Raw genomic sequence first — 22,079 nt, forward strand, 5'->3', positions numbered from 1 at the left:
GCGGCCTCACGCCGCCTCAAGATCGAGATCCACCCACACCGGCACGTGGTCCGACGGCTTCTCCCAGCTGCGCACATAGCTGTCGATGCCGACATTGGCGAGCCGGTCGCTGGCCTGCGGCGACATCAGCAGATGGTCGATCCGCAGGCCATGGTTCTTCTGCCAGGCGCCGGCCTGGTAGTCCCAGAAGGTGTAGAGCCCGGGCTCGTCGGTGACGGCCCGAAGCGCATCAGTCAGGCCGAGGCCGAGCAGGGACTGAAAACTCTCCCGCGTCTCGGCCTTGAACAGGGCATCCTCGGTCCAGGCGGCGGGGTTATGGACGTCGCGGGCATGCGGGATGACGTTGAAGTCGCCTGCGAGGATCAGCGGCTCCTCGGTCTTGAGGCGCTCCTTCGAATACTCAAGAAGCCGCGACATCCATTTGAGCTTGTAGGGATATTTCTCGGTCCCGACCGGATTGCCGTTGGGCAGGTAGAGGCAGGCGATGCGCAGCACCCCGCGCTTCAGGGTGACCACGCCTTCGAGGAAGCGGGCATGGGCGTCCTCGTCGTCGCCGGCCAGCCCCGACTTGGTCTCGTCGAACCGGAGCTTCGAGAGCAGGGCGACACCGTTGAACGTCTTCTGCCCGTGCGTGATCACGTTGTAGCCGAGCGCCTCGATCTCCAGCCGCGGGAAGGCCTCGTCGACGCATTTGATCTCCTGGAGGCAGACGATGTCCGGCTGACACTCCTTCAGCCAGGTCAGCAGCAGGTCGATCCGCTGCCGGACCGAGTTCACGTTCCAGGTGGCTATTCTGATGGGCATATCGGCGGGCTCCGGGCAGGGGCCATGGTTAGAACAAACTGCAAACGCGCCCGTCAAGGACGCTGCAAAATCTCCCACAAAATTAACCCGGCTTAAGCCGGGCCTGGGCCATTGATACTGAAAAGGTTTTTCGAATGGGATGGCCGGACAAATCCATGAAGCGAACCGAGCCGCGCGACGGCCTGATCGGCGCATTCCTGTACTGGCTCGGCGGCTTCGAGATCGAGGACGGCCTGACCGCCGATCTCAGCGAGCGCGAGTTGCGCCGCATCCGCGCCAAGCAGATCGACGCAGTGACGCGGCTGATCCCGGTGGCGATGGCGGTCACCATGCTCAACGTCGCCATCGTGCTGATCCTGTTTTGGGGCCGGGGCTGGAACGACTTTCTCGCGATCTGGGGCGTGACCCTCGCCGCCACCGCGTCGCTCGCGGTGCGCGCGTGGCGGCGATCGCATCAGAACCCGCCGCAGGAGGCCTCGCCCCGCGCCGCGCGGCAGATGTTGCGGCAGGCATTCTTCCTCGCCGCGATCTGGGGCACGCTGCCGCTCGCCCTGTTCAGCCGCATCGAGCCGACCAGCCAGCTTATTCTGGCCTGCCTGATGGTCGGCATGATGTCCGGCGGCGCCTTCACGCTCTCGACCTTCCCGCGCGCCGGCCTCGTCTATCTCGCGACGACGACGATCGCCTGCGCCGGTGCGCTGCTGTTGTGCGGTGCCGGGCCTTATCTCGCGACCGCAGTGTTCCTGCTGCTGTTCGCGTTCTTCATGGCGCGTAACATCGTCTCGCAAGGCAATCTGTTCCTCGGCAATCTCAAGGCCCAGCTCGAGCTCGAGCGCCAGACCGAGATCATCTCGCTGCTGCTGAAGGATTTTCAGGAGAACGCCAGCGACTGGCTGTGGCAGACCGATGCCGAAGGGCATCTCACCGACGTGCCCGAACGCTTCGCCGACGTCGCACAGCTGCCGCTTCCGCTGCTGAAGGGATCGCACTTCGCCGACGTGCTCGACATGCTCTGCCCCGAGGACAAGAGCGCGGCCTACAACGTCGTCGGCCTGATGGAGCACGCCGAACCACTGCACGAGATGAGCATCAAGGTCGTCGCCGGCGGCGAGGCGCGGCTGTGGTCGCTCACTGCGAAGCCGGCGTACGACCGCGACGGTCAATTCCTCGGCTATCGCGGCTTCGGCCGCGACGTGACCGAGCGCTGGCGCGCGGAAAAGGCCGAGGCCGAGAGCCGCGCCAAGTCGGACTTCCTCGCGGTGATGAGCCACGAGATCCGCACGCCGATGAACGGCGTGCTCGGGCTCGCCAGCATGCTGCTGGAGACAAAACTCGATCCGGAGCAGCACGAGGCCGTCACGTCGATTCGCGAGTCCGGCGACAATCTCCAGCGCATCCTCAACGACATCCTCGATCTCTCCAAGCTCGAGGCCGGACGCTTCGCGTTCGAGGCGATCGACTTCGCGCCGCACGCGCTGGTCGAAGCAGTGGCGACTGTCGTGCGCGCGAGCGCCAAGAGCAAGGGGCTCGCGGTCAAGGTCGAGCTCGATCCCAATCTGCCGCCGACGCTGCGCGGCGATGTCGCGCGTATCCGCCAGGTGCTGCTCAATCTCGCCTCCAACGCGGTGAAGTTCACCGACGAAGGCGAAGTCACGATCGCAGCTGTCTGTCAGGCCCGCCGCGATCTGCTCGCCACCGTCGAATGGAGCGTGACAGACAGCGGCATCGGCATCGCCCCCGAGAAGCTCGGCCAGCTCTTCTCTGACTTCGCCCAGGCCGACGCATCGATCAGCCGCCGCTTCGGCGGAACCGGGCTTGGGCTTGCGATCTCCCGGCGCATCATCGAGCAGATGGGCGGCACCATCGGTGTCACCTCGACGCCGGGCGAGGGCTCGACCTTCCGCTTCACGCTGGTGCTGCCCTGGAGCCAGGCGCAGGCATCCGACCACAATGCAGACCGCGACCAAGCCGACGTCCTCAAGGCCCGCATCGCAAATCTCGATCGACCGCTGAACGTGCTGGTCGCGGAGGACGATGCGGTCAATCGCATGGTCGTCACCAAGATGCTCGGCGCCTTCGACGTCGAGCTGCGGGTCGTGACTGACGGCGTCGGGGCCGTCGAGGCGGTTGCCGAGAGCGATTACGATGTCGTGCTGATGGACGTGCGCATGCCTGAAATGGACGGCCTTGCCGCGACGCGTGTGATCCGCGCGCAGGGCGGGCGCTTCGAAGCCCTGCCGATCATCGCGCTGACCGCCAACGCCTTCCCCGAAGATGTCAAGATCTGCCGCGAAGCGGGCATGTCCGACTTCCTGGCTAAACCGTTGCGCAAGCCCGCGCTGGTCGCGGCATTGCTGGGCGCGCTGGACGGCCAATTGGTGTCGGGGGACGCATCGCTTCAGCCGGAGCAGATGCCGGTCGAGGCGGACTGCACGGACGAGGAAAGGCAGATCACCGGCGCCTAGCCGGCGACGTCAGATCGAGAAGCTGGTGCCGCAGCCGCAGGACGCGGTCGCGTTGGGATTGTTGACGCGGAACGAGGCGCCGATCAGGTCGTCGACGAAATCGACCTGCGACCCCGCCAGGAACGGCTGCGAGGCGGAATCGACCAGCACCACCGCATTGTCCTGCTCGATCACGAGATCGTCGTCGGTGCGGGCACGGTCAATGTCGAACTTGTATTGGAAGCCGGAACAGCCACCGCCCTCGACGGAGATCCGCAGCATCGCGCCAGACCCTTCGCCCTTGAGGATCTCCCCAATCCGGCGCGCGGCCTTGTCACTGATGGTCACGTCAGTCGTCATCGTTGGTCTCCGATAGTCCCGCAGTCACACCAAGGTCATTTGCCCAATAAGGTCACTTGCCCAATTCATTTGGTATCACGCGTCCAGCATAGTTAAGTACCACCATACGCAGAATCAAATGGATAGGGACTAAATTCGCCGTGTCCGTCGGAATGGCTGCCCCTCACGCGTCCTATGCCTGCGATCCCGAGCGCAGCCGCGGCCGGTTGGTCGCGGAGCCGCCGAGCCGGACCCGCAGCCCGTTCCGGCGGGATTGCGACCGGGTGATCCATTCCACCGCGTTCCGCCGCCTGAAGTACAAGACCCAGGTGTTCGTGTTCCATGAGGGCGACCACTACCGCACCCGGCTGACCCATTCGCTGGAGGTGGCGCAGATCGCCCGCGCTCTGGCCCGGCAGCTCGGGCTGGATGAGGACCTCACGGAAACCCTCGCGCTCGCCCACGACCTCGGCCATCCGCCGTTCGGCCATGCCGGCGAGCGGGCACTGGACGCCTGCCTGAAGGATTTTGGCGGCTTCGACCACAACGCCCAGACGCTCCGCGTCGTTGCGGCGCTGGAGCACCGCTATCCCGAATTCGACGGGCTGAACCTGACCTGGGAGTCGCTGGAGGGAATCGTTAAGCACAACGGTCCGCTGACCGATCGCAGCGGCGCGCCGGTCGGGCGTTATCGCGAGCACGGCATTCCCGTCGGCATCGCCGACTACATCAAGACCTACGATCTCGAATTGTGGAGCTTCGCCTCGCTGGAGGCACAGGTCGCCGCGATCGCCGACGACATCGCCTATGATGCCCACGACATCGACGACGGCCTGCGCGCCGGCCTGTTCCACCTCGACGACCTCAAGGTGATGCCGCTGACCGCGGAGATCATCGCCGAGACTTCTGCACATTACCCCGATATCGAGGACGTCAGGCGCGGCGCCGAGCTGGTGCGCGAGCTGATCTCGCACCTGATCGGCGCGGTGTTCTCGGAGGCGCAGCAGAACCTCGCCGCCGTGAAACCGCAATCCGCCCGGGACGTGCGCCAGCAGGGCCGGGCGCTGATCGCGTTCCCCGCCGAGGTCGCCGAGGAGGAGGCCGCCATCAAGCGCTTTCTCTATCAGCACATGTACCGCCACAAGCGGGTGATGCGGGTGATGGGCGAGGCGGAACAGATCCTGTTCGACCTGTTCGCAAAATACCTCAAATCTCCCGGCGAGCTGCCGCCGGAATGGCTGGTCGCGGCGGAGGCGGCCGATGAGGGCGACCGGGCCCGCCGGATCGGCAATTTCATTGCCGGAATGACCGACCGTTTCGCCCTGACCGAGCACCAGCGGCTCTTTGACTCGACCCCGGATTTGCGTTAGGCGGCGCCCATGCCCGACACATCCTCAGCACTGCACCTGTTCGCCGACGTGCTCGCGCGCGTGCACGCCGTCTGTCGCGCGCTCGCGGTGGAAGCCAACTGGCCCGAGGGCATCGATTTCTCGCGTGTGGTGGTCGAGCCGCCGCGCGATGCTTCCCATGGCGACATGGCGACCAACGCCGCCATGGTGCTTGCGAAAGAGGCAAAGGCAAAGCCGCGCGACCTCGCCGAGCAGATCGCCGAGCGGCTGCGCGCGGATGCGCTGATCGCCAAGGTCGACGTCGCCGGCCCGGGCTTCATCAACCTGACGCTGAAGCCGGCTGCCTGGGCGGAAGCGCTGCAGACCGTGCTGCGCGAGGGCGCCGATTACGGCCGCGTCCGCGGCGGTTCCAAGGTCAACGTCGAATACGTCTCGGCCAATCCGACCGGACCGATGCATGTCGGCCATTGCCGCGGCGCCGTGTTCGGCGACGCGCTGGCCAGCCTGCTCGAGTTCGGTGGCCATGATGTTACCCGCGAATACTACATCAACGACGCCGGCGCGCAGGTCGACGTACTCGCCCGCTCCGCGTTTCTCCGGTATCGCGAGGCGCTCGGCGAGGATATCGGCGCGATTCCGGAAGGCCTTTATCCCGGCGACTATCTGAAGCCGGTCGGGCAGGCGCTGGTGAAGGAGCATGGCGACAAGCTCCTCGCAATGAGCGAGGGCGCGTGGTTGCCGACGGTTCGCGCCAAGGCGATCGCGATGATGATGGACGAGATCAAGGACGATCTCGCCGCACTCAACATCCGCCACGACGTGTTCTTCTCCGAGCGCTCGCTGCTGGATGCCGGCAAGAATAAGGTCGCCGAGACCATCGATTTCCTGCGCGCCAAGGGCGACATCTACCAGGGCCGTCTGCCGCCGCCAAAGGGGGCTCCGGCCGAGGATTGGGAAGATCGCGAGCAGTTGCTGTTCAAGGCGACCGCCTATGGCGACGACGTCGATCGTCCGCTGATCAAGTCGGACAATTCCTACACCTACTTCGCCGCCGACATCGCCTACCACAAGAACAAGTTCGACCGTGGTTTTGCCGAGATGATCGACGTCTGGGGCGCCGACCATGGCGGCTACATCAAGCGCATGCAGGCGGCGGTGAAGGCGACGACCTCCGGCAAGGGGGCGCTCGACGTCAAGATCGTCCAGCTCGTGAAGTTGCTGCGCAACGGCGAGCCGGTGAAAATGTCGAAGCGGAGTGGGGACTTCGTCACCTTGCGTGAGGTGGTGGATGAAGTCGGCCAGGACGCCGTCCGATTCATGATGCTCTACCGCAAGAACGACGCGGTGCTCGACTTCGACCTCGCCAAGGTCATGGAACAGTCGCGCGACAACCCGGTGTTCTACGTCCAGTACGGCCACGCCCGCGGCCACTCGATCTTCCGCAATGCCCGGGCCGAAGTGTTTCCGGAACTCCCGGAGGATACGAATAAGCGCATCGCCTGGCTCGGTGAGTCGGCGGTGGAGCGGCTGTCGGACCCGGCTGAACTCGACCTTCTTAAGCGGCTCGCAATTTTTCCGCGCATGCTGGAAGCGGCAGCAAGCGCCCACGAGCCGCACCGAATTGCCTTCTATCTCTATGATTTAGCCAGCGAATTTCATGCACTTTGGACGAAGGGGCGCGATTTGCCCTATTTACGCTTCATTATCAATAATGATGCAGATCTAACGAAGGCGCGGCTGGCCATGGTCCAGGGCGTCGTCTCTGTCCTGGCATCGGGCCTCGCCATCCTCGGCGTCCATGCTCCGGACGAGATGCGGTAGTTTGGGGCGAACTACTTAAGGGGAATTTTGGGGGTAACCGGCAGAAGCCGGATCGCTTAGACTTGGTTGAAAGCCTTGTGGGTCGAAAGCCGTGCCTTGGTCGAGGGGGCGCGCGGCTTTCCCGAAGGGACGCATCATCACGATGGCCGAACGATATCAGGACAGACCGTTTCCTTCCGATGACTATGGTCGCGGTGGCGATCAGCATGGGAGGCCAGAGAGCGGCGATCCCTTGGCCGAACTCGCTCGCCTGATCGGACAGACCGATCCGTTCGCAGCGCAGGGGCGCCCGGGCGCGCATCCGCCAGCAGCGCCGGCGCCTGCCCAGAGCTCTCAGGACGACGACTATCGGCAGGTCGATGACCAGCAGGACTATGCCGAGCAGGCACCGCCGCCGCCCGGGCCACCCTCATGGATGCGGCGCGCCAATGTGCAGCCCCAGACGGCGCCGGACGAGCCTGCCTATCCCGTTTCCGCAAACCCGGTTCATCCGTTGCATCGTTATTCAGCCCAGCCGACCGAGCCCGAGCCCGATTTTCATCAGCCGCAGGCCTATCAGGATCAGGCCTATCAAGCTCAGGCCTATCAGGATCAGGCGTACCAGCAGCACGATCAGGCTCACCAGGAGCAAGCCTATCAGGAGCCGTATCAGCAGCCAGATCCGGCGCGCTACGACGATGCGCTCTACGGACGGCTGGAGGCGGGCGAGCAGGACTATCAGCGCGATCCCGCCTATCCCGACGATCCTTACGCGTTCCAGAGCGACTATCCCGAGGCCGATCTCGACGAGCCGAAGAAGCAGCGCGGCGGCATGATGACGGTCGCGGCGATCCTGGCACTTGCCGTGATCGGGACCGGCGCGGCCTTCGCCTACAAGACCTATGTGGGCTCGCCCCGCAGCGGCGAGCCGCCGATCATCAAGGCCGACAACACGCCGACCAAGGTCGTGCCGGCGCCGTCGGACTCCTCGGCCAAGGTGCCGGATCGCATGGTCACCGGTGATGGCACCGAGAAGATCGTGCCGCGCGAGGAGGCGCCTGTCGACGTCAACGCCAAGGTGGGAGGTCCCCGCGTGGTGTTCCCGCCGCTGAACCAGAACGCGAATCCGCCGACGGTCGCGAGCGTGTCGCCGTCCAACATTCCGCCGTCGAGTGCGGGGCCGAATCCGAGCAACGGTACGCTGCCGAACAATTCGCCGCGCTCGATCAGGACCGTGGCCGTGAAGGGCGATCAGACCGATAGCGCGGCGCCGCAATCGGCTGCGGCCAAGCCGGCCACTGCGCCGAAGCCGGTCGCTGCACCTGCTGCGCCGATCGCCTCGCGCACGCCGCCGACCTCGGCCAATGCTAGCGCCAACCAGCCTCTGTCGCTGGCGCCACAATCGGCACCGGCGGCCGAGCCTCCACAACGGATGGCCGCGAGCAATCCGACGCAAATTGCGCCCGCGAGCAGCGGTGGCGGCGGCTTCATCGTCCAGGTCTCCTCGCAGCAGAACGAGGACAGCGCCGCCGCATCCTACCGGGTGCTTCAAAGCAAGTATGGCAGCATACTTGGATCGCGCTCGGCGGTGATCAAGCGGACCGATCTGACCGACAAGGGCAAGGGTATCGTCTACCGCGCCTTCGCCGGGCCCTATGGTTCGGCCGCGGAGGCGACGCAGGTCTGCAACAGCCTGAAGGCTGCCGGTGGACCACAGTGTCTCATCCAGAGGAATTAACGGCCGTTTCCTTGACCCCCTCGCGGGTCAGGGTTAATCGGCCGTATGAGCACGCGGGCCTTCATTACCGGCGTATCCGGAACGGAACTGACCGCCGCCGAGCGGGAGTTTATCCGTAGCGAGCGCCCATGGGGTTTCATCCTCTTCAAGCGCAATGTAGAGACGCCGGCTCAAGTTGCTGCGCTCGTTGCGGAATTGCGGGCGGTTGCAGGCTCTGCTGATGCCCCTGTCCTGATCGACCAGGAGGGCGGACGGGTGCAGCGGCTGGGACCGCCGCACTGGCCGGTCTATCCGCCGGGCGCCATTTTCGCAGGCCTCTTCGACACTGATTCGGCGCTCGGGCTGACCGCCGCGCGCATCAGCGCCCGGCTGATCGCGGCCGATCTGGCCGATCTCGGCATTACCGTGGATTGCTTGCCGCTGGCTGACGTGCCGGTGGCGGGCGCCGATGCCGTGATCGGGAACAGGGCTTACGGCACCGAACCTGGCAAAGTCGCCGCGATCGCTCGCGCCGTCACCGAGGGCCTGGAGGAGGGCGGCGTGCTGCCGGTCCTCAAGCACATTCCCGGTCATGGCCGGGCCACCGCCGATACCCATTTCAAGCTGCCGACGGTCGATACGCCGCGAGACGAGCTGGATCGGACCGACTTTGCGGCATTCAAGCCGTTGGCGGATTTGCCGATGGCCATGACTGCACATGTTGTGTTTAGCGCGGTCGACCCCGCCCATCCGGCGACGACATCTGCGACAATGATCGCTGAGGTGATTCGCGGCGTGATCGGGTTCCAGGGTTTGTTAATGAGTGATGACGTGTCGATGAACGCGCTGTCGGGGAATATCGCCGAGCGGACTCGCGCCATCTTCGCGGCCGGTTGCGACATGGCCCTGCATTGTAACGGCAACATCGAGGAGATGCGCGAGGTCGCCGGCCAGACACCCGAATTGGCGGGCAGGGCGCTGGAGCGGGCGAACGCCGCGCTCGCGGCGCGTAAGGCACCGCAGCCGCTCGACCGCGCGGCCGCACGCGCCGAACTGGACGCATTGATCGCACGGACAAACACGGCATCCGCATGACCGCAGAAATCCTATCGTTTGAAACCGGGCGGCCCGCAGAGCTCGCCGAGGGTGAGCCGGCGTTGGTGGTGGACGTCGAGGGCTATGAGGGTCCGCTCGATCTGCTGCTCGCATTGGCGCGGCAGCAGAAGGTCGATCTCGCCAAGATCTCGATCCTCGCGCTCGCCGACCAGTACCTCCACTTCATCGAAGCCGCGCGAAAGATCCGGCTCGAGCTTGCCGCCGACTATCTCGTCATGGCGGCCTGGCTCGCCTTCCTGAAATCGCGCCTGCTGCTGCCGGAGCCGCCGAGTGCGGAAGGCCCGAGCGCGGAGCAGATGGCGACGGCGCTCGCCAACCGCCTGCGCCGGCTGGAGGCCATTCGCGAAGCCGCCAACCGACTGATGAACAGGCAGCAATTGCTGCGCGACATCTTCCCGCGCGGTGAGCCCGAGCAGATCGCCGAGATCAAGCATCCGAAATATACCGCGACGCTCTATGACCTGCTCACCGCCTATGCCTCGCAGCGCCAGTCGCGCGTGCTGGCGAGCGTGCATCTGGCCAAGCGCACGGTGTGGTCGCTCGCCGAGGCGCGCGCCACGCTGGAGCGGCTGGTCGGCAGCATCACCGAGCAGGACGATTGGGGCGTTCTTGATGATTTTCTGCTCCGGCACGTCGCCGATCCGACGCAGCGCGCGACGGTGCTCGCCTCGAGTTTTGCGGCTGCGCTCGAGCTGGTGCGCGAAGGTCAGCTCGAACTGAATCAGAAAGAGGCGTTTGCGCCCATCTATTTCCGGAAGGGGCGCCCCAAGCCGGTCATGGACGCAGCTCCTGCGCCCGATGCGCCGGTCGCTTAAGTGCAACAAGGAGAATCTGCCATGGCAAGCCTGGCTGAAGTGCGGGTAGAAGAGGCCGAGCCGATGGAGAACGAGTCCCAGGCACGTCCCGAAGAATTGCGGTTGCTGGAAGCGCTGCTGTTCGCTTCGAATGAACCGCTGGACACCGCGACGCTGGCCAAGCGCATGCCCGAGGGCGTGGACGTGAAAGCCGCGCTCGAACAGTTGCAGGCCGACTATTCCTTGCGCGGCGTGAACCTCGTAAGGGTCGCCAACAAATGGACCTTCCGCACCGCGGGCGATCTCGCCTGGCTGATGACCCGCGAGAGCACCGAGACCCGCCGCCTGTCGCGCGCCGCGATCGAGGTGCTGGCGATCATCGCCTATCACCAGCCGGTGACGCGCGCCGAGATCGAGGAGATCCGCGGCGTCGTCACCTCGAAGGGCACGCTGGACGTGCTGCTGGAAACCGGCTGGATCAAGCCGCGCGGCCGTCGCAAGACGCCGGGCCGTCCGTTGACCTTCGGAACCACCGAGGACTTCCTGTCGCAGTTCACTCTGGAACAGCTCGGCGATCTGCCGGGCCTCGAGGAACTGAAGGGCACGGGTCTCCTGGATTCGCGCCTGCCGACCGGATTCAGCGTGCCGACGCCGTCGGATGACCCGACGTTGCGTGAGGACGAGGATCCGCTGGAACCGGGCGAGGACCTGGATCTCGCGCTGGCGCCTGCGGTCGAGCCCGAGACGCCGCCGGAAGGCGGCAATGAGGGTGGCGAGGGCAGCAGCGAGGACTGACGTCCCGGCCCTCTCACCGACCCCCTGCGACCAGTTAACACTAGCAAAATTACGTAGCGCCAACAGCGAATTGGCGCTGCCTTGGTCCTTGTTTTTGACACCTGCCAAGCCTAGGTTTCGGTGAAGATCGGCCGGGTCCCCGGCCATGCGCGTTTGGAGGGTTGCAGGATGGGTTCACTCAGCATTTGGCACTGGATCCTGGTGATCGCAGTGGTCCTGCTGCTGTTCGGCCGCGGCAAGATTTCGGATCTGATGGGCGACGTGGCGCAGGGCATCAAGGCGTTCAAGAAGGGCATGCAGGACGACGACAAGGTCGCCGACAAGCCCGAGCCGGCCAAGTCCATCGAGCACAACAATGCCGCGCCGACCGCGGCACGGACCGACGTCGGCAGCAAGGCCGTCTGAGCCAGAGAGCACGCGAGACGCGGGTAGCGGCCCCGATCCTGCGCGCGAGGGATTGGGCCGGCTGCGGCTGGCGTGAACGGAAGACCTCATGTTCGACATCGGGTGGAGTGAACTGGTCCTGATCGGGGTCGTGGCCCTGATCGCCATCGGCCCGAAAGAGCTGCCGGGCGTGCTGCGCATGGTCGGGCAGTGGATGGGCAAGGCGCGCAAGATGGCCGCCGAATTCCAGGGCCAGTTCCAGGAAGCGATGCGCGAGGCCGAGATGGCCGACCTCAAGAAGAGTTTTGACGAGGTCAAGGAAGCGGCTTCCGGCTTCGCCGGCAACAATCTGATGACCTCGCTGCAGAAGGACGTCAGCGACGCGCTCCGCGTCGATGCGCTGGACAAGCCGGCCGAGACGTCGACCACCACCGCTGTCGAACCGCCCGCGACTTCAAGCGAAGCGCTGACGACGCCCACCACGCCGGAAGCGCCGACGCCCGAGACTTTCGCGGAAGCCGAGGCGCATGCGACCGTGAACGAGCCGCTCGCCATCATCCGTGAGGTCGAGCAGGCGCAGGTCACGCAAGGTTCGGTCACCCAGGACACTGCGCCGGCCGAGTCGATCAAGGACGCCAAAGCGTCATGAGCGCCGCCGATATCGAGGCCAGCAAAGCCCCCTTGATGGATCATCTGATCGAGCTGCGGTCGCGGCTGATCAAGGCGCTGCTCGGCTTCGGCATTGCCTTCATCCTCTGCTTCTTCTTCGCCAAGCAGATCTACAACGTGCTGGTCTGGCCGTTCGTGTGGGTCGCAGGCCCGGAGAACTCCAAGTTCATCTACACGGCGCTGCTGGAATATTTCATCACCCAGCTCAAGCTCGCGCTGTTCGGCGCCGGCTTCATCTCGTTCCCGATCGTCGCGACGCAGATCTACAAATTCGTGGCGCCCGGCCTCTACAAGCACGAGAAGCAGGCCTTCCTGCCGTATCTGGTCGCGACGCCGTTCTTCTTCGTGCTGGGCGCGGCACTGGTCTATTTCGTCGTGCTGCCGATGCTGGTCCGCTTCTCGCTCGGGATGCAGCAGGCCGGCAGCGACGAGACCGCGCAGATCCAGCTGCTGCCCAAGGTCGGCGAATATCTGTCGCTGATGATGTCGCTGATCTTCGCCTTCGGCATCGCCTTCCAGCTTCCGGTGATCCTGACGCTGCTCGGCCGCATCGGCATCGTCACGTCAAAAATGCTGCGCGAGAAGCGCCGCTATTTCATCGTCGTCGCCTTCGTCATCGCCGCCGTTCTGACCCCGCCCGACGTGCTCAGCCAGTGCTCGCTCGCGATCCCCTTGCTCGCGCTCTACGAGGGCTCGATCATCGCGGTGGGGATCGTGGAGAAGAAGGCGGCAGCGTCAAAGGCCACCACCGGCACTGACGTATCGACGCCGGCCAATCCGGCGGAGTAGGGCCGCTAGCTCCGCTCTCATTCCCCGCCTTGTGCGCAATTGCGCACTGGAGCAGGGAATCCAGTACGCCGCGGCTTATCGGGGAATCACTGACGTCTCTGGAATACTGGATCGCCCGCTTTCGCAGGCGATGACAGAGTGCTAGGGAGACGCGCTGACGTACAACGTTTGCCGTTGTATGTTAACGCGCTGCCCCAGGACCGCTGCCATGCACGACATCAAATCGATCCGCGACAACCCGCAAGCCTTCGACGCCGGCCTCGCGCGACGGGGCCTGAAGCCGTTGTCGGCGTCGCTGCTCGCGATCGACGAGACGCGGCGGGGGGCGATCCTGGCCTCGGAGCAGGCGCAGGCGCGGCGCAATGCGGCCTCCAAGGAAATCGGCGATGCCAAGAAGGCGAAGGACGATGCGCGCGCAGCGAAGCTGATGGCGGAGGTCGCCGAGCTCAAGACCACGATGCCGGAGCTCGAGGCGGCCACGAAGGCTGCCGACGAGTTGCTGACAATGGAGCTGTCCGCGATCCCGAACATTCCGTTCGACGAAGTGCCCGACGGCCTCGACGAGCACGGAAACGTTCAGCACCATGTGTTCGGCAACAAGCGCAACTACGGCTTCGGGCCGAAGCTGCACGACGATCTCGGCACTGCGCTCGGCTACATGGATTTCGAGGCGGCGGCAAAGCTCTCCGGCGCGCGCTTCGTCGTGCTGAAGAAGGGGTTGGCGAGACTGGAGCGCGCGCTCGGCCAGTTCATGCTCGACCTGCATACCAACGAGCACGGCTACACCGAGATCAATCCGCCGCTGCTGGTGCGCAACGAGGTGATGTTCGGCACCGGGCAGTTGCCGAAATTCGAGGACGATCAGTTCTGGGCGATCAAGGGCGAGCTCCTGGCTGCGCCGGACCCCGAGCGGCTGATGACCGAGCGCCTCGGCCTTATCCCGACCGCCGAGGTTGCCCTCACCAACCTCGTCCGCGAATCCATTCTCGACGAGAAGCAGTTGCCGATGCGGCTCACCGCATTGACGCCGTGCTTCCGCGCTGAGGCGGGCGCTGCGGGGCGCGACACCCGCGGCATGATCCGCCAGCACCAGTTCACCAAAGTGGAATTGGTCTCGATCACGACGCCGGAGACGAGCAAGGACGAGCACGAGCGCATGCTCGCCTGTGCCGAGGAAGTGCTGCGGCGGCTCGACCTGCATTATCGCGTGATGACGCTGTGCGCGGGAGATATGGGTTTCTCGTCGCAAAAAACCTATGACATCGAGGTCTGGATGCCAGGCCAGGGCGACGGCGGGGCATTCCGCGAGATCTCGAGCTGCTCGGTGTGCGGCGATTTCCAGGCCCGCCGGATGGACGCGCGCTCGCGCGGCCCCGACGGCAAGCCGCGGTTCGTGCACACGCTCAACGGCTCCGGCACCGCGCTCGGCCGCGCGCTGATCGCCGTGATGGAGACCTATCAGCAGGAGGACGGCTCGATCGCGGTCCCCAGCGTGCTCCAGCCCTATATGGGCGGGCTGAAGGTGGTCGCGCGCGACTAGGCGTGTTGCCGATCTGAAACGGAGAAACGTTTGGTTGCGAAGATCGGGCGGCCGGTTATCCTGCTAGCCACCCGACAACGCGAACCGATCGTTCATGGCCTTGCACCGCGACATCTTCTGGGTCGGCAGACAATGGGCGGTGACAGGTGCCGGCATCCAGGCTGTCGATCAGCGGCTGCGTGGCGTGCTCGACATCGAGATCACGCGGCTATGGGACGATCATCTCGTCCAGAGCCGGCGGGCCAAGCCCGGTGTGAATGCCGCGGATTTCGACCAGGCACTGACGCTGGCTCGCGAACGCTTTCCGCAGGCGCCGGACACCGATCCGATCCTTACTCAATTGGAGGCGCTCGGCGTGATCGAGGCTCCAATCGTGAGCCCGGTCGTGCCGGCGATGAAGTTGCACGCGGAGGGCCGGCTCGCGCGCTTCCTGCCGCAATGGCGCGTTCGCCGGTAGCCGGACCAAGCCGGGAACCGGCCGCCGGCCCCGATCGGCCGGTTTGCCTGATCGGCCCCAGCCGGATAAGACGGCTCAGGCCCGCTTTTGGAATCGACCTTTCGCATGCGCATTCTCTGCACCAATGACGACGGCATCCACGCCCCCGGCCTCAAGGTCCTGGAGGAGATCGCGCGCGCATTGTCCGATGACGTCTGGGTGGTCGCGCCTGAGCTCGACCAGTCCGGCGTGTCGCATTCGCTGTCGCTGAACGATCCCCTGCGCCTGCGCGAGGTCGGCCCGCGACACTTCGCGGTGCGCGGCACGCCGACCGACTGCGTCATCATGGGCGCGCGCCATATCCTCGGCGCCAAGCTGCCCGATGTCGTGCTGTCCGGCGTCAACAAGGGCCGCAACGTCGCCGAGGACGTGGTCTATTCCGGCACCATCGCCGGCGCGCTGGAAGGCACCATCCTGGGGCTGCCGTCTTTCGCGCTGTCGCAGGAGTTCAGCGTCGAGACCCGCGAGCGGCCGCCGTGGGACACTGCGCGCAAATTCGGTCCCGACATCCTGCGCAAGGTGATCGCCGCCGGCATCCCGAAGGACACCGTCATCAACGTCAACTTCCCGTCCTGCGCGCCGGAGGATGTGCTGGGCATTCGCGTGACGCGACAGGGCAAGCGCAATCTCGGCTTCCTCAGGATCGACGAGCGCAGGGACGGCCGTGGCAATCCCTATTTCTGGATCGGCTTCGAGCGCACCGCGATGATGGATACGCCGGCCGAAGGCACCGATCTCGCGGCGCTCCGCGAACGCTACGTCTCCGTCACGCCGCTCAGGCTCGACCGCACCAACGAGGCGTTTTCCGACGCGCTGAGTTCGACGCTGAAGTAAGTCCGAGCTGGAACGGGGCCTAGCCGCCGCGAAGCGCGGCTTCGATGGTCTTGCCGAGCGCGTCGAGCTGAAACGGCTTCTGAAGCGCCGGCCGATCGCGGTACTGTTCGGGCAGGCCGGAGGAGCCGTATCCGGTGGCGAAGATGAACGGGCAGCCCTTCGCCTTGATGACATCGGCGACCGGCGAGATGACCTTGCCGTTGACGTTGACGTCGAGAATGGCGATGTCGAACTCGGTTGCCTGGGCGAGCCGCATCGCTTCGGTGATGTCGCCCGCCTCGGCTGCGATCTTGTAGCCGAGCTCTTCCAGCATGTCCGCGACCATCATCCTGATCATCACCTCGTCCTCGACGAGGAATACAGAGCGGCCGGAAAGCCCCGTCGCGGTCATGGTTGAGTCCTTGCCCATTGCCAAAACGTTCGCAGATAACATGAATCGACGCAATGCGCGTTTCGACGACCGGATGCCTGAAAATGGGCCATCGAGGCTCGCCCGTTGCAAGCCATTTGTGGTCAGATACGCCATCCGAAGCGTATCATGGGTTCCCTGAGCCGGAACGAGAATCTCGCGCTCCAGGTTGGCGCCCCGGACCCCAAAGACAGCACAAGCAGGCAATGACCTCCCATCAGCACCCGCCGGAAAAGATGATGTTTCAGCTCACGCTGAGGCGTCGGGGCATCAGCGACCAGGCGGTCCTTCGGGCCATGGAGGAGGTGCCGCGCGAGCAATTCGTCGACGAAGCCGATCGCGACGGCGCCTATCGCGACAGCGCGCTGCCGATCGCCTGCGGGCAGACCATCAGCCAGCCCTTCGTCGTCGCCTACATGACTGAGCAGCTCCAGCTCCAGAAGAAGCACCGCGTGCTCGAGATCGGCGCCGGCTCGGGCTACCAGGCCGCGGTGCTGTCGCGGCTCGCCGGCCAGGTGTTGACCGTCGAGCGCTACCGCAAGCTTGCGGATGCCGCACGTATCAGGCTTGAAAAGCTTAACTGTCACAATGTCGAGGTGATGCTGGGCGACGGACTCAATCTGCCTCCCAATATCGGCCCGTTCGACCGCATCATCGTCACGGCCGCGATGGAGCAGATTCCGGAGAACCTGGTCGAGCGGCTGGAGGTGGGCGGCATCCTGATCGCGCCCGTCGGCCCGCATCAGGGCGTGCAGACGTTGATCCGCCTGAGCCGGACCGAGGCCGGGATCGAGCGCAAGCAACTCGTCGAGGTCCGCTTCGTGCCGGCGCTGCCCGGGGTGGCGCGGGAGCTGTAGAATTCCGGATTGGCTGAGCTGCCAGCATCTTATTGGGAGGGTTAAGCCGTTATTTACTCGGCGCGTGTTTACTTAAAAGACCAGTTCTGTTGCGTACGAGTGAGTAACCATGTCTGTCGTCGCCGAGTTGCTTTACTCGCGCCGCGTACCGCAGGTCGCGGTGCTGGCGCTGATCTCCTTCAGCTTCGCCGGGTGCAGCGCCGACATGTCGTCGCGCATGTCCCAGTCGAACTTCTCCAATCCTTTCGCGCAGGAATCGACCGGTTCGGTGCAGCCGCCGCCGCAGCGTGAGTTGCCGCAATATTCGCGGCCGCAGACGCAGCCCGGCTACTATCAGTCGCAGTCCTTGCCGCCGGCGGTGTCCGCACCGCAATCCTATCCCGTTGCAGCGGGTGGCGGCACGTCCGGAGGCGGTCGCGGCGTCGGCTCCTACGCACCCCCGGCGCAGCCGCATCTGGAGACCACGGCCACCGTGCCGCCGCGCTCGGTTGCAGCCGCGCAGCCGGTCGGTGGAACCAAGATCATCGTCGGCACCAGCGATACGCTCGACCTGCTCGCCAAACGCTACCGCGTCACGCCGCAGGCGATCCTCGCTGCCAACGGCTACAAGGGGCCGCGCACGCTCTCGCCCGGTCAGCAACTGATCATCCCACACCAGGCCACGGCCGCTGCGCCCGCGCCGGTGATGGCTCCCGTTGCGCCCGCGCTGGCGCCTGCTGCGAAGCCGGTTGCGGCCGTTGCCGCACCGTCAAGCACGCACTTCGTGAACCACGGTGACACGCTCGCCAGCATTGCCCGCAAGAACCATATCTCTGCGGCTGAACTGGCCCGCGCCAACGGCCTCAATCCGTCTGCAAAGCTCAAGCTCGGCACCAGGCTGGCCGTGCCCGGTGCCAAGACCGCCGCCGTCGCGGCGCCGGTTGCCGCGGCTCCGGTCGCAGCCGCCCCCGTCGCGGGTACGCTGCAGCCCGTTGCGGCCGCTCCTGCGCCCGCGACCAAGATGGCGGCCGTCGCGGCGCCGGCGCAGAGCGCGCGCCTGGCCCAGGCCACGACCAATCTCGAAGAGAAGACTGCGGAAGCTCCGGCGAAAGCTGCGGAGACCACCAGCGCGCTGCCGACCTTCCGCTGGCCGGTGCGCGGCAAGGTGGTCACGAGCTACGGCGCCAAGACCAATGGCAAGTCCAACGACGGCATCAATCTCGCGGTGCCCGAGGGTACGCCGGTCAAGGCGGCTGAGGACGGCGTCGTCGCCTATTCCGGCAACGAGCTGAAAGGTTACGGCAATCTGGTCCTGGTTCGGCACTCCAACGGCTACGTCACCGCATATGCCCATGCGAGTGAGCTGATGGTGAAGCGCGGCGATACCATCAAGCGCGGTCAGGTCATTGCCAAGTCGGGTCAATCCGGGGAGGTGGCGTCGCCGCAGCTCCACTTCGAGATCCGTAAGGGATCGAGCCCGGTTGACCCGCTTCAATTCTTGAACGGGGCGTGAGGCGCGTCGCTTCGGCAGAGCGTGCTCCCTCCACACACGCGCTGTCATCGTCCGCCTTGTGCGCAATTGCGCACTGGGGCGGACGATCCGGTATTCCAGAGCAGCAGTCGCTAGGCCGAGAAGCTGCCGTGAACCGGGGCGTAGATTAGCACGCAGAAGAATTCGAATTAACAAAAATTGGGACGAATGCCGCAAGCAGATCGTGTTCATGCGATTTCGCGCCGGCGGAACGTTTGTGCTTGCTCCTCCTTTTCCGGTAAGCGCTCTGAATCCCGACCCATTCAAAATCGCTGAGTTCGTCGCGCCTCGATCGCGTTGGTCGCGGGGGCGATAAAAGGAATGAGATCAGGTTCGGCCTGAGGCTTTGGGGCCGGTCAATCAAATTTCGAAAAACAACCCCATGCAAAGTAGCCGATGGCTGCCGGTGAGACGTCCTAATATTCTGAATCTGCTTCAGTTTCGATGGCGCAGCGGACATGGCAGGCTGGCGCACCCGGCAACGTCGTGAATAACCCGACCAGTATCCTTTGATCTAGATCAACCTGCAAGGGTGTCGTTCCGTTTCCGTTGCAGCGCAGGCCAATGACGCACGGGTCCGGAGATCGGCATGAAGCTGGCTGATACGAAATCGCCGCCTGATTACGGACAATCGTTCCAGCATCACGCAGGTGAGGAGATGCTGTACGTGCCGGGCGGCACGTTTCGCATGGGGTCGGATCGGCACTATCCGGAGGAAGCGCCGGTCCACGGCGTCACCGTGGATGCGTTCTGGATGGATCGCCATCCAGTGACGAACCGACAGTTCGCGGAGTTCGTGCATGCCACGAACCACGTCACCGTCGCCGAGATCGTGCCTGATCCAAAAGACTATCCCGGAATGCTGCCGCACATGATCTATGCGGGCTCGTTGATGTTCTCGCCGCCTCGGCATGAGGTTAGCCTGCGCGACTTCAGCCAGTGGTGGACTTTCGCCAAAGGTGCAGACTGGCGGCATCCCTACGGACCGGGGAGCAAAATCCAAGGGCTGGACGATCATCCCGTCGTGCATGTGGCCTTCAGCGATGCGCTCGCCTACGCAAGATGGGCTGGCAGGGATTTGCCGACCGAAGCGGAATGGGAATTTGCAGCACGGGGCGGGTTGGACGGTGCCGAGTTCGCATGGGGAGATGAGTTTACGCCCGGCGGCCGTTACATGGCCAATACCTGGCAGGGCGAATTTCCGCGCCAAAACACCATGGATGACGGATTCGAACGGACATCGCCGGTCACTGCATTCCCGCCGAACGGTTACGGGCTGCACGATCTGATCGGCAATGTCTGGGAGTGGACGTCGGATTGGTACTCGCCTCGGCATGAAGCCGACGCTGCGAAAGCCTGCTGCATTCCAGAGAACCCGCGCGGCGGCCGCGAGGCCGACAGCTACGACCCCAGGACGACCAACATCAAGATTCCACGCAAGGTCATCAAAGGCGGCTCGCATTTGTGCGCGCCGAACTACTGCCGACGCTACCGGCCGGCTGCGCGGCATGCGGAGCCGGTCGACACTTCCACAAGTCATCTTGGATTTCGGTGCATCAGGCGAGGAGCCTCTGACGCATCTTAAGGGGAGAGCGATGCCATGCTGAATTGCGTATTTGATGATGAGCTTTCGGTCGCGATGCCACGCAAGAAGCAAGGCTGGCTCAAGCGGTCCAGCGCAGCGCTGCTCGGTGCGACGATGATGATACCGTCGTCGGGGTTGATCAGCACTCCGGTGGCAGCCCAGCCGGCGCAAAAGCCCAATATCCTCTTCATCATGGGCGACGATATCGGCATCATGCAGCCGAGCATCTACCATCGCGGCTTGATGGTCGGAGAGACTCCGAACATCGATCGCATCGGAAACGATGGTGCGCTCTTCATGACGTATTATGCGGAGCAGAGCTGCACCGCCGGGCGCAACGCCTTCTTCACCGGCATGCATCCGCTTCGCACCGGCATGATACCTCCGCAGCTGCCGGGCAGCCCGTCCTGGCTGCGGCCTGGCACCCCTGCCGTTGCCAAGTTCTTGCTCGACCTCGGATACAATACGGGCGAGTTCGGCAAGAATCACCTTGGTGACAATGTCGAGGCGTTGCCAACCGCGCATGGTTTCCAGGAGTTCTGGGGGTACCTGTATCACCTCGACGCGATGCAGGGGGTGAGTTTCCCGGACATCAACAAGAGCCCGACCGTGCAAGGCGTTGCGCCTCCGTGCAAGGCAACCCCGGTCCCGGGTCTCACTGAAGTCCCAGGTGCCGTGGATCCTCGAACAACGACGTGCCTGACGCCGCCGCGGCCGGTGCTGGCGTGCAAATCATCGGACGGCTCGCAAGCAAACCAGACCTGCAAGGACGAAGGTCCCTTGACGCTCGACCGATCACGAAGCGTGGACGAAGAAATCTCGGCCAAGGTCATCGACTATCTTGATCGCAACGATCCCAAGAAGACCAACAAGCCGTTCTTCGTCTGGTACAACCCGGCGCGCATGCACATCACGACCGTGCTGCCTCCGAAATACGAGGCGATGATCGGTGAGCCGGGCGGGAAGGACTGGGGCCTCAACGAAGCCGGCATGAAGCAGATGGACGACAATATCGGCTATGTCCTCAAGAAACTCGAAGACATGGGCCAGCTCGACAATACCATCGTCGTCTTCACGACAGACAACGGCGCCGAGAACATCACTTTCCCTGACGGCGGCACCACCCTTTTCAAGGGTGGCAAGCTGACCACCTGGGAAGGCGGCATGCGCGCCCCGCTGGTCGTTCGCTGGCCGGGCCACATCAAGCCTGGCACGGTCAAGAGCGAGATGATGTCGGCACTTGATTGGCTGCCGACGCTCGTCGACATCGCCGGCGGCCCGAAAGGCGACGCTTTGAAGAAGCAGATCGAGGCTGGAAGCTATCCCGGCATCGTCAAGACGACGCTCGACGGCGTCGATCAGCGCGCCTATCTCGAAGGCACGGACAAGTCGGCGCGCGAAGTCTTCTTCTACTACACTGGCGCGCAGCCATCGGCGGTACGCTACAAGAACTGGAAGATGTACTACACGATGGTGCCGGACACCGGGACCGGCGGGTTGTTCGGAGCGCAGAGCTTCCATTGGACCCAGGTCGCCAACATCAAGCGTGACCCATTCGAGCAGACGGTCGGCTCCGATGCCAAATCGCTGCTAGGCTATGCCGGTTCGATCGGCTCGCCGAGCACAGCCTATCTCTACGACTGGAATATCCTGCCGCTCGGCCAGCTGCTTTGGGAAAAGGAGCTCTTCTCTTACAAGGACTTCCCTCCGATGCAGGCGCCGGAGACTTATAACCTCGACGGCATCCTCGCAGAGATGAAGAAGTCCGGTCATCAGAGCGAGTAACTGAACACCGCCGACATCGGTGGCCGGCCCAAAGGCCGGCCACTTTTCAGCAAGATATTGCGG

General features: G+C 64.5%; 20 protein-coding genes. 17 read left to right on the forward strand and 3 right to left on the reverse strand.

Annotation, left to right across the window (positions count from 1 at the left end):
• Positions 1-6 precede the first annotated feature (6 nt).
• Positions 7-804, reverse strand: a complete 798-nt coding sequence (gene xth, locus QCM77_RS20505) for an exodeoxyribonuclease III (protein ID WP_279663813.1) — start codon at positions 802-804, stop codon at positions 7-9.
• 134 nt (positions 805-938) lie between these two features.
• On the opposite strand from xth, the gene QCM77_RS20510 reads away from it, so the two are divergent.
• Positions 939-3,269 (forward strand): ATP-binding protein, encoded by a 2,331-nt coding sequence (locus tag QCM77_RS20510; protein ID WP_279684638.1) that lies wholly within the window; start codon positions 939-941, stop codon positions 3,267-3,269.
• A gap of 9 nt (positions 3,270-3,278) precedes the next feature.
• Here QCM77_RS20510 and erpA read toward each other — a convergent pair whose 3' ends face one another.
• Positions 3,279-3,608 (reverse strand): iron-sulfur cluster insertion protein ErpA, encoded by a 330-nt coding sequence (erpA, locus tag QCM77_RS20515; protein ID WP_007610737.1) that lies wholly within the window; start codon positions 3,606-3,608, stop codon positions 3,279-3,281.
• 140 nt (positions 3,609-3,748) lie between these two features.
• Here erpA and QCM77_RS20520 point away from each other — a divergent pair, with 140 nt between their 5' ends.
• The 12 genes from QCM77_RS20520 to surE all read left to right on the forward strand — a co-directional run bounded on the left by QCM77_RS20520 (position 3,749) and on the right by surE (position 15,870).
• Entirely contained in the window at positions 3,749-4,957 is a 1,209-nt protein-coding gene (locus QCM77_RS20520) for a deoxyguanosinetriphosphate triphosphohydrolase (RefSeq protein WP_279663806.1), read from the forward strand.
• Between the two features lie 9 nt (positions 4,958-4,966).
• Positions 4,967-6,757, forward strand: a complete 1,791-nt coding sequence (gene argS / locus QCM77_RS20525; protein WP_279684639.1) for an arginine--tRNA ligase — start codon at positions 4,967-4,969, stop codon at positions 6,755-6,757.
• A gap of 142 nt (positions 6,758-6,899) precedes the next feature.
• Positions 6,900-8,474 (forward strand): SPOR domain-containing protein, encoded by a 1,575-nt coding sequence (locus QCM77_RS20530; RefSeq protein ID WP_279663804.1) that lies wholly within the window; start codon positions 6,900-6,902, stop codon positions 8,472-8,474.
• Positions 8,475-8,519: 45 nt separating this feature from the next.
• Positions 8,520-9,548 (forward strand): beta-N-acetylhexosaminidase, encoded by a 1,029-nt coding sequence (gene nagZ, locus QCM77_RS20535; RefSeq protein ID WP_279663803.1) that lies wholly within the window; start codon positions 8,520-8,522, stop codon positions 9,546-9,548.
• The gene (locus QCM77_RS20540; protein ID WP_279663802.1) at positions 9,545-10,384 is read left to right on the forward strand and encodes a segregation and condensation protein A; all 840 of its coding nucleotides are present in this window, start codon (positions 9,545-9,547) and stop codon (positions 10,382-10,384) included. The genes nagZ and QCM77_RS20540 overlap by 4 nt, the downstream gene beginning before the upstream one ends.
• A 21-nt stretch (positions 10,385-10,405) precedes the next feature.
• The gene (gene scpB / locus QCM77_RS20545; RefSeq protein WP_279663801.1) at positions 10,406-11,158 is read left to right on the forward strand and encodes an SMC-Scp complex subunit ScpB; all 753 of its coding nucleotides are present in this window, start codon (positions 10,406-10,408) and stop codon (positions 11,156-11,158) included.
• A gap of 168 nt (positions 11,159-11,326) precedes the next feature.
• Entirely contained in the window at positions 11,327-11,563 is a 237-nt protein-coding gene (locus QCM77_RS20550) for a twin-arginine translocase TatA/TatE family subunit (protein WP_279663799.1), read from the forward strand.
• Positions 11,564-11,651: 88 nt separating this feature from the next.
• Positions 11,652-12,191: a Sec-independent protein translocase protein TatB gene (gene tatB / locus QCM77_RS20555; protein ID WP_279663798.1), complete on the forward strand. Its 540-nt coding sequence runs from the start codon at positions 11,652-11,654 to the stop codon at positions 12,189-12,191.
• On the forward strand, positions 12,188-13,000 hold the full coding sequence (gene tatC, locus QCM77_RS20560) for a twin-arginine translocase subunit TatC (RefSeq protein ID WP_279663797.1): 813 nt from the start codon (positions 12,188-12,190) through the stop codon (positions 12,998-13,000). Before tatB ends, tatC begins: the two co-directional genes overlap by 4 nt.
• 208 nt (positions 13,001-13,208) lie before the next feature.
• On the forward strand, positions 13,209-14,540 hold the full coding sequence (gene serS, locus QCM77_RS20565) for a serine--tRNA ligase (protein ID WP_279663796.1): 1,332 nt from the start codon (positions 13,209-13,211) through the stop codon (positions 14,538-14,540).
• Positions 14,541-14,634: 94 nt separating this feature from the next.
• The gene (locus QCM77_RS20570) at positions 14,635-14,997 is read left to right on the forward strand and encodes a hypothetical protein (protein ID WP_279663794.1); all 363 of its coding nucleotides are present in this window, start codon (positions 14,635-14,637) and stop codon (positions 14,995-14,997) included.
• Between the two features lie 105 nt (positions 14,998-15,102).
• The gene (surE, locus tag QCM77_RS20575; protein WP_279663792.1) at positions 15,103-15,870 is read left to right on the forward strand and encodes a 5'/3'-nucleotidase SurE; all 768 of its coding nucleotides are present in this window, start codon (positions 15,103-15,105) and stop codon (positions 15,868-15,870) included.
• A gap of 19 nt (positions 15,871-15,889) precedes the next feature.
• Here surE and QCM77_RS20580 read toward each other — a convergent pair whose 3' ends face one another.
• Complete coding sequence (locus tag QCM77_RS20580) at positions 15,890-16,261, reverse strand: response regulator (RefSeq protein WP_279663791.1); 372 nt, start codon at positions 16,259-16,261, stop codon at positions 15,890-15,892.
• 224 nt (positions 16,262-16,485) lie between these two features.
• Here QCM77_RS20580 and QCM77_RS20585 point away from each other — a divergent pair, with 224 nt between their 5' ends.
• The 4 genes from QCM77_RS20585 to QCM77_RS20600 all read left to right on the forward strand — a co-directional run bounded on the left by QCM77_RS20585 (position 16,486) and on the right by QCM77_RS20600 (position 22,016).
• Positions 16,486-17,136 (forward strand): protein-L-isoaspartate(D-aspartate) O-methyltransferase, encoded by a 651-nt coding sequence (locus tag QCM77_RS20585; RefSeq protein ID WP_279663790.1) that lies wholly within the window; start codon positions 16,486-16,488, stop codon positions 17,134-17,136.
• A 109-nt stretch (positions 17,137-17,245) separates the two neighbouring features.
• Positions 17,246-18,628 (forward strand): LysM peptidoglycan-binding domain-containing M23 family metallopeptidase, encoded by a 1,383-nt coding sequence (locus QCM77_RS20590; protein WP_279663789.1) that lies wholly within the window; start codon positions 17,246-17,248, stop codon positions 18,626-18,628.
• A gap of 607 nt (positions 18,629-19,235) precedes the next feature.
• Positions 19,236-20,231 (forward strand): formylglycine-generating enzyme family protein, encoded by a 996-nt coding sequence (locus QCM77_RS20595; RefSeq protein ID WP_279663788.1) that lies wholly within the window; start codon positions 19,236-19,238, stop codon positions 20,229-20,231.
• 114 nt (positions 20,232-20,345) lie between these two features.
• Positions 20,346-22,016, forward strand: a complete 1,671-nt coding sequence (locus tag QCM77_RS20600) for an arylsulfatase (protein ID WP_462676350.1) — start codon at positions 20,346-20,348, stop codon at positions 22,014-22,016.
• The last annotated feature ends 63 nt before the right edge of the window (positions 22,017-22,079 follow it).

Origin of the sequence: Bradyrhizobium nivariense (genome assembly GCF_029846695.2) — a bacterium.
Taxonomy (GTDB): Bacteria; Pseudomonadota; Alphaproteobacteria; order Rhizobiales; family Xanthobacteraceae; genus Bradyrhizobium.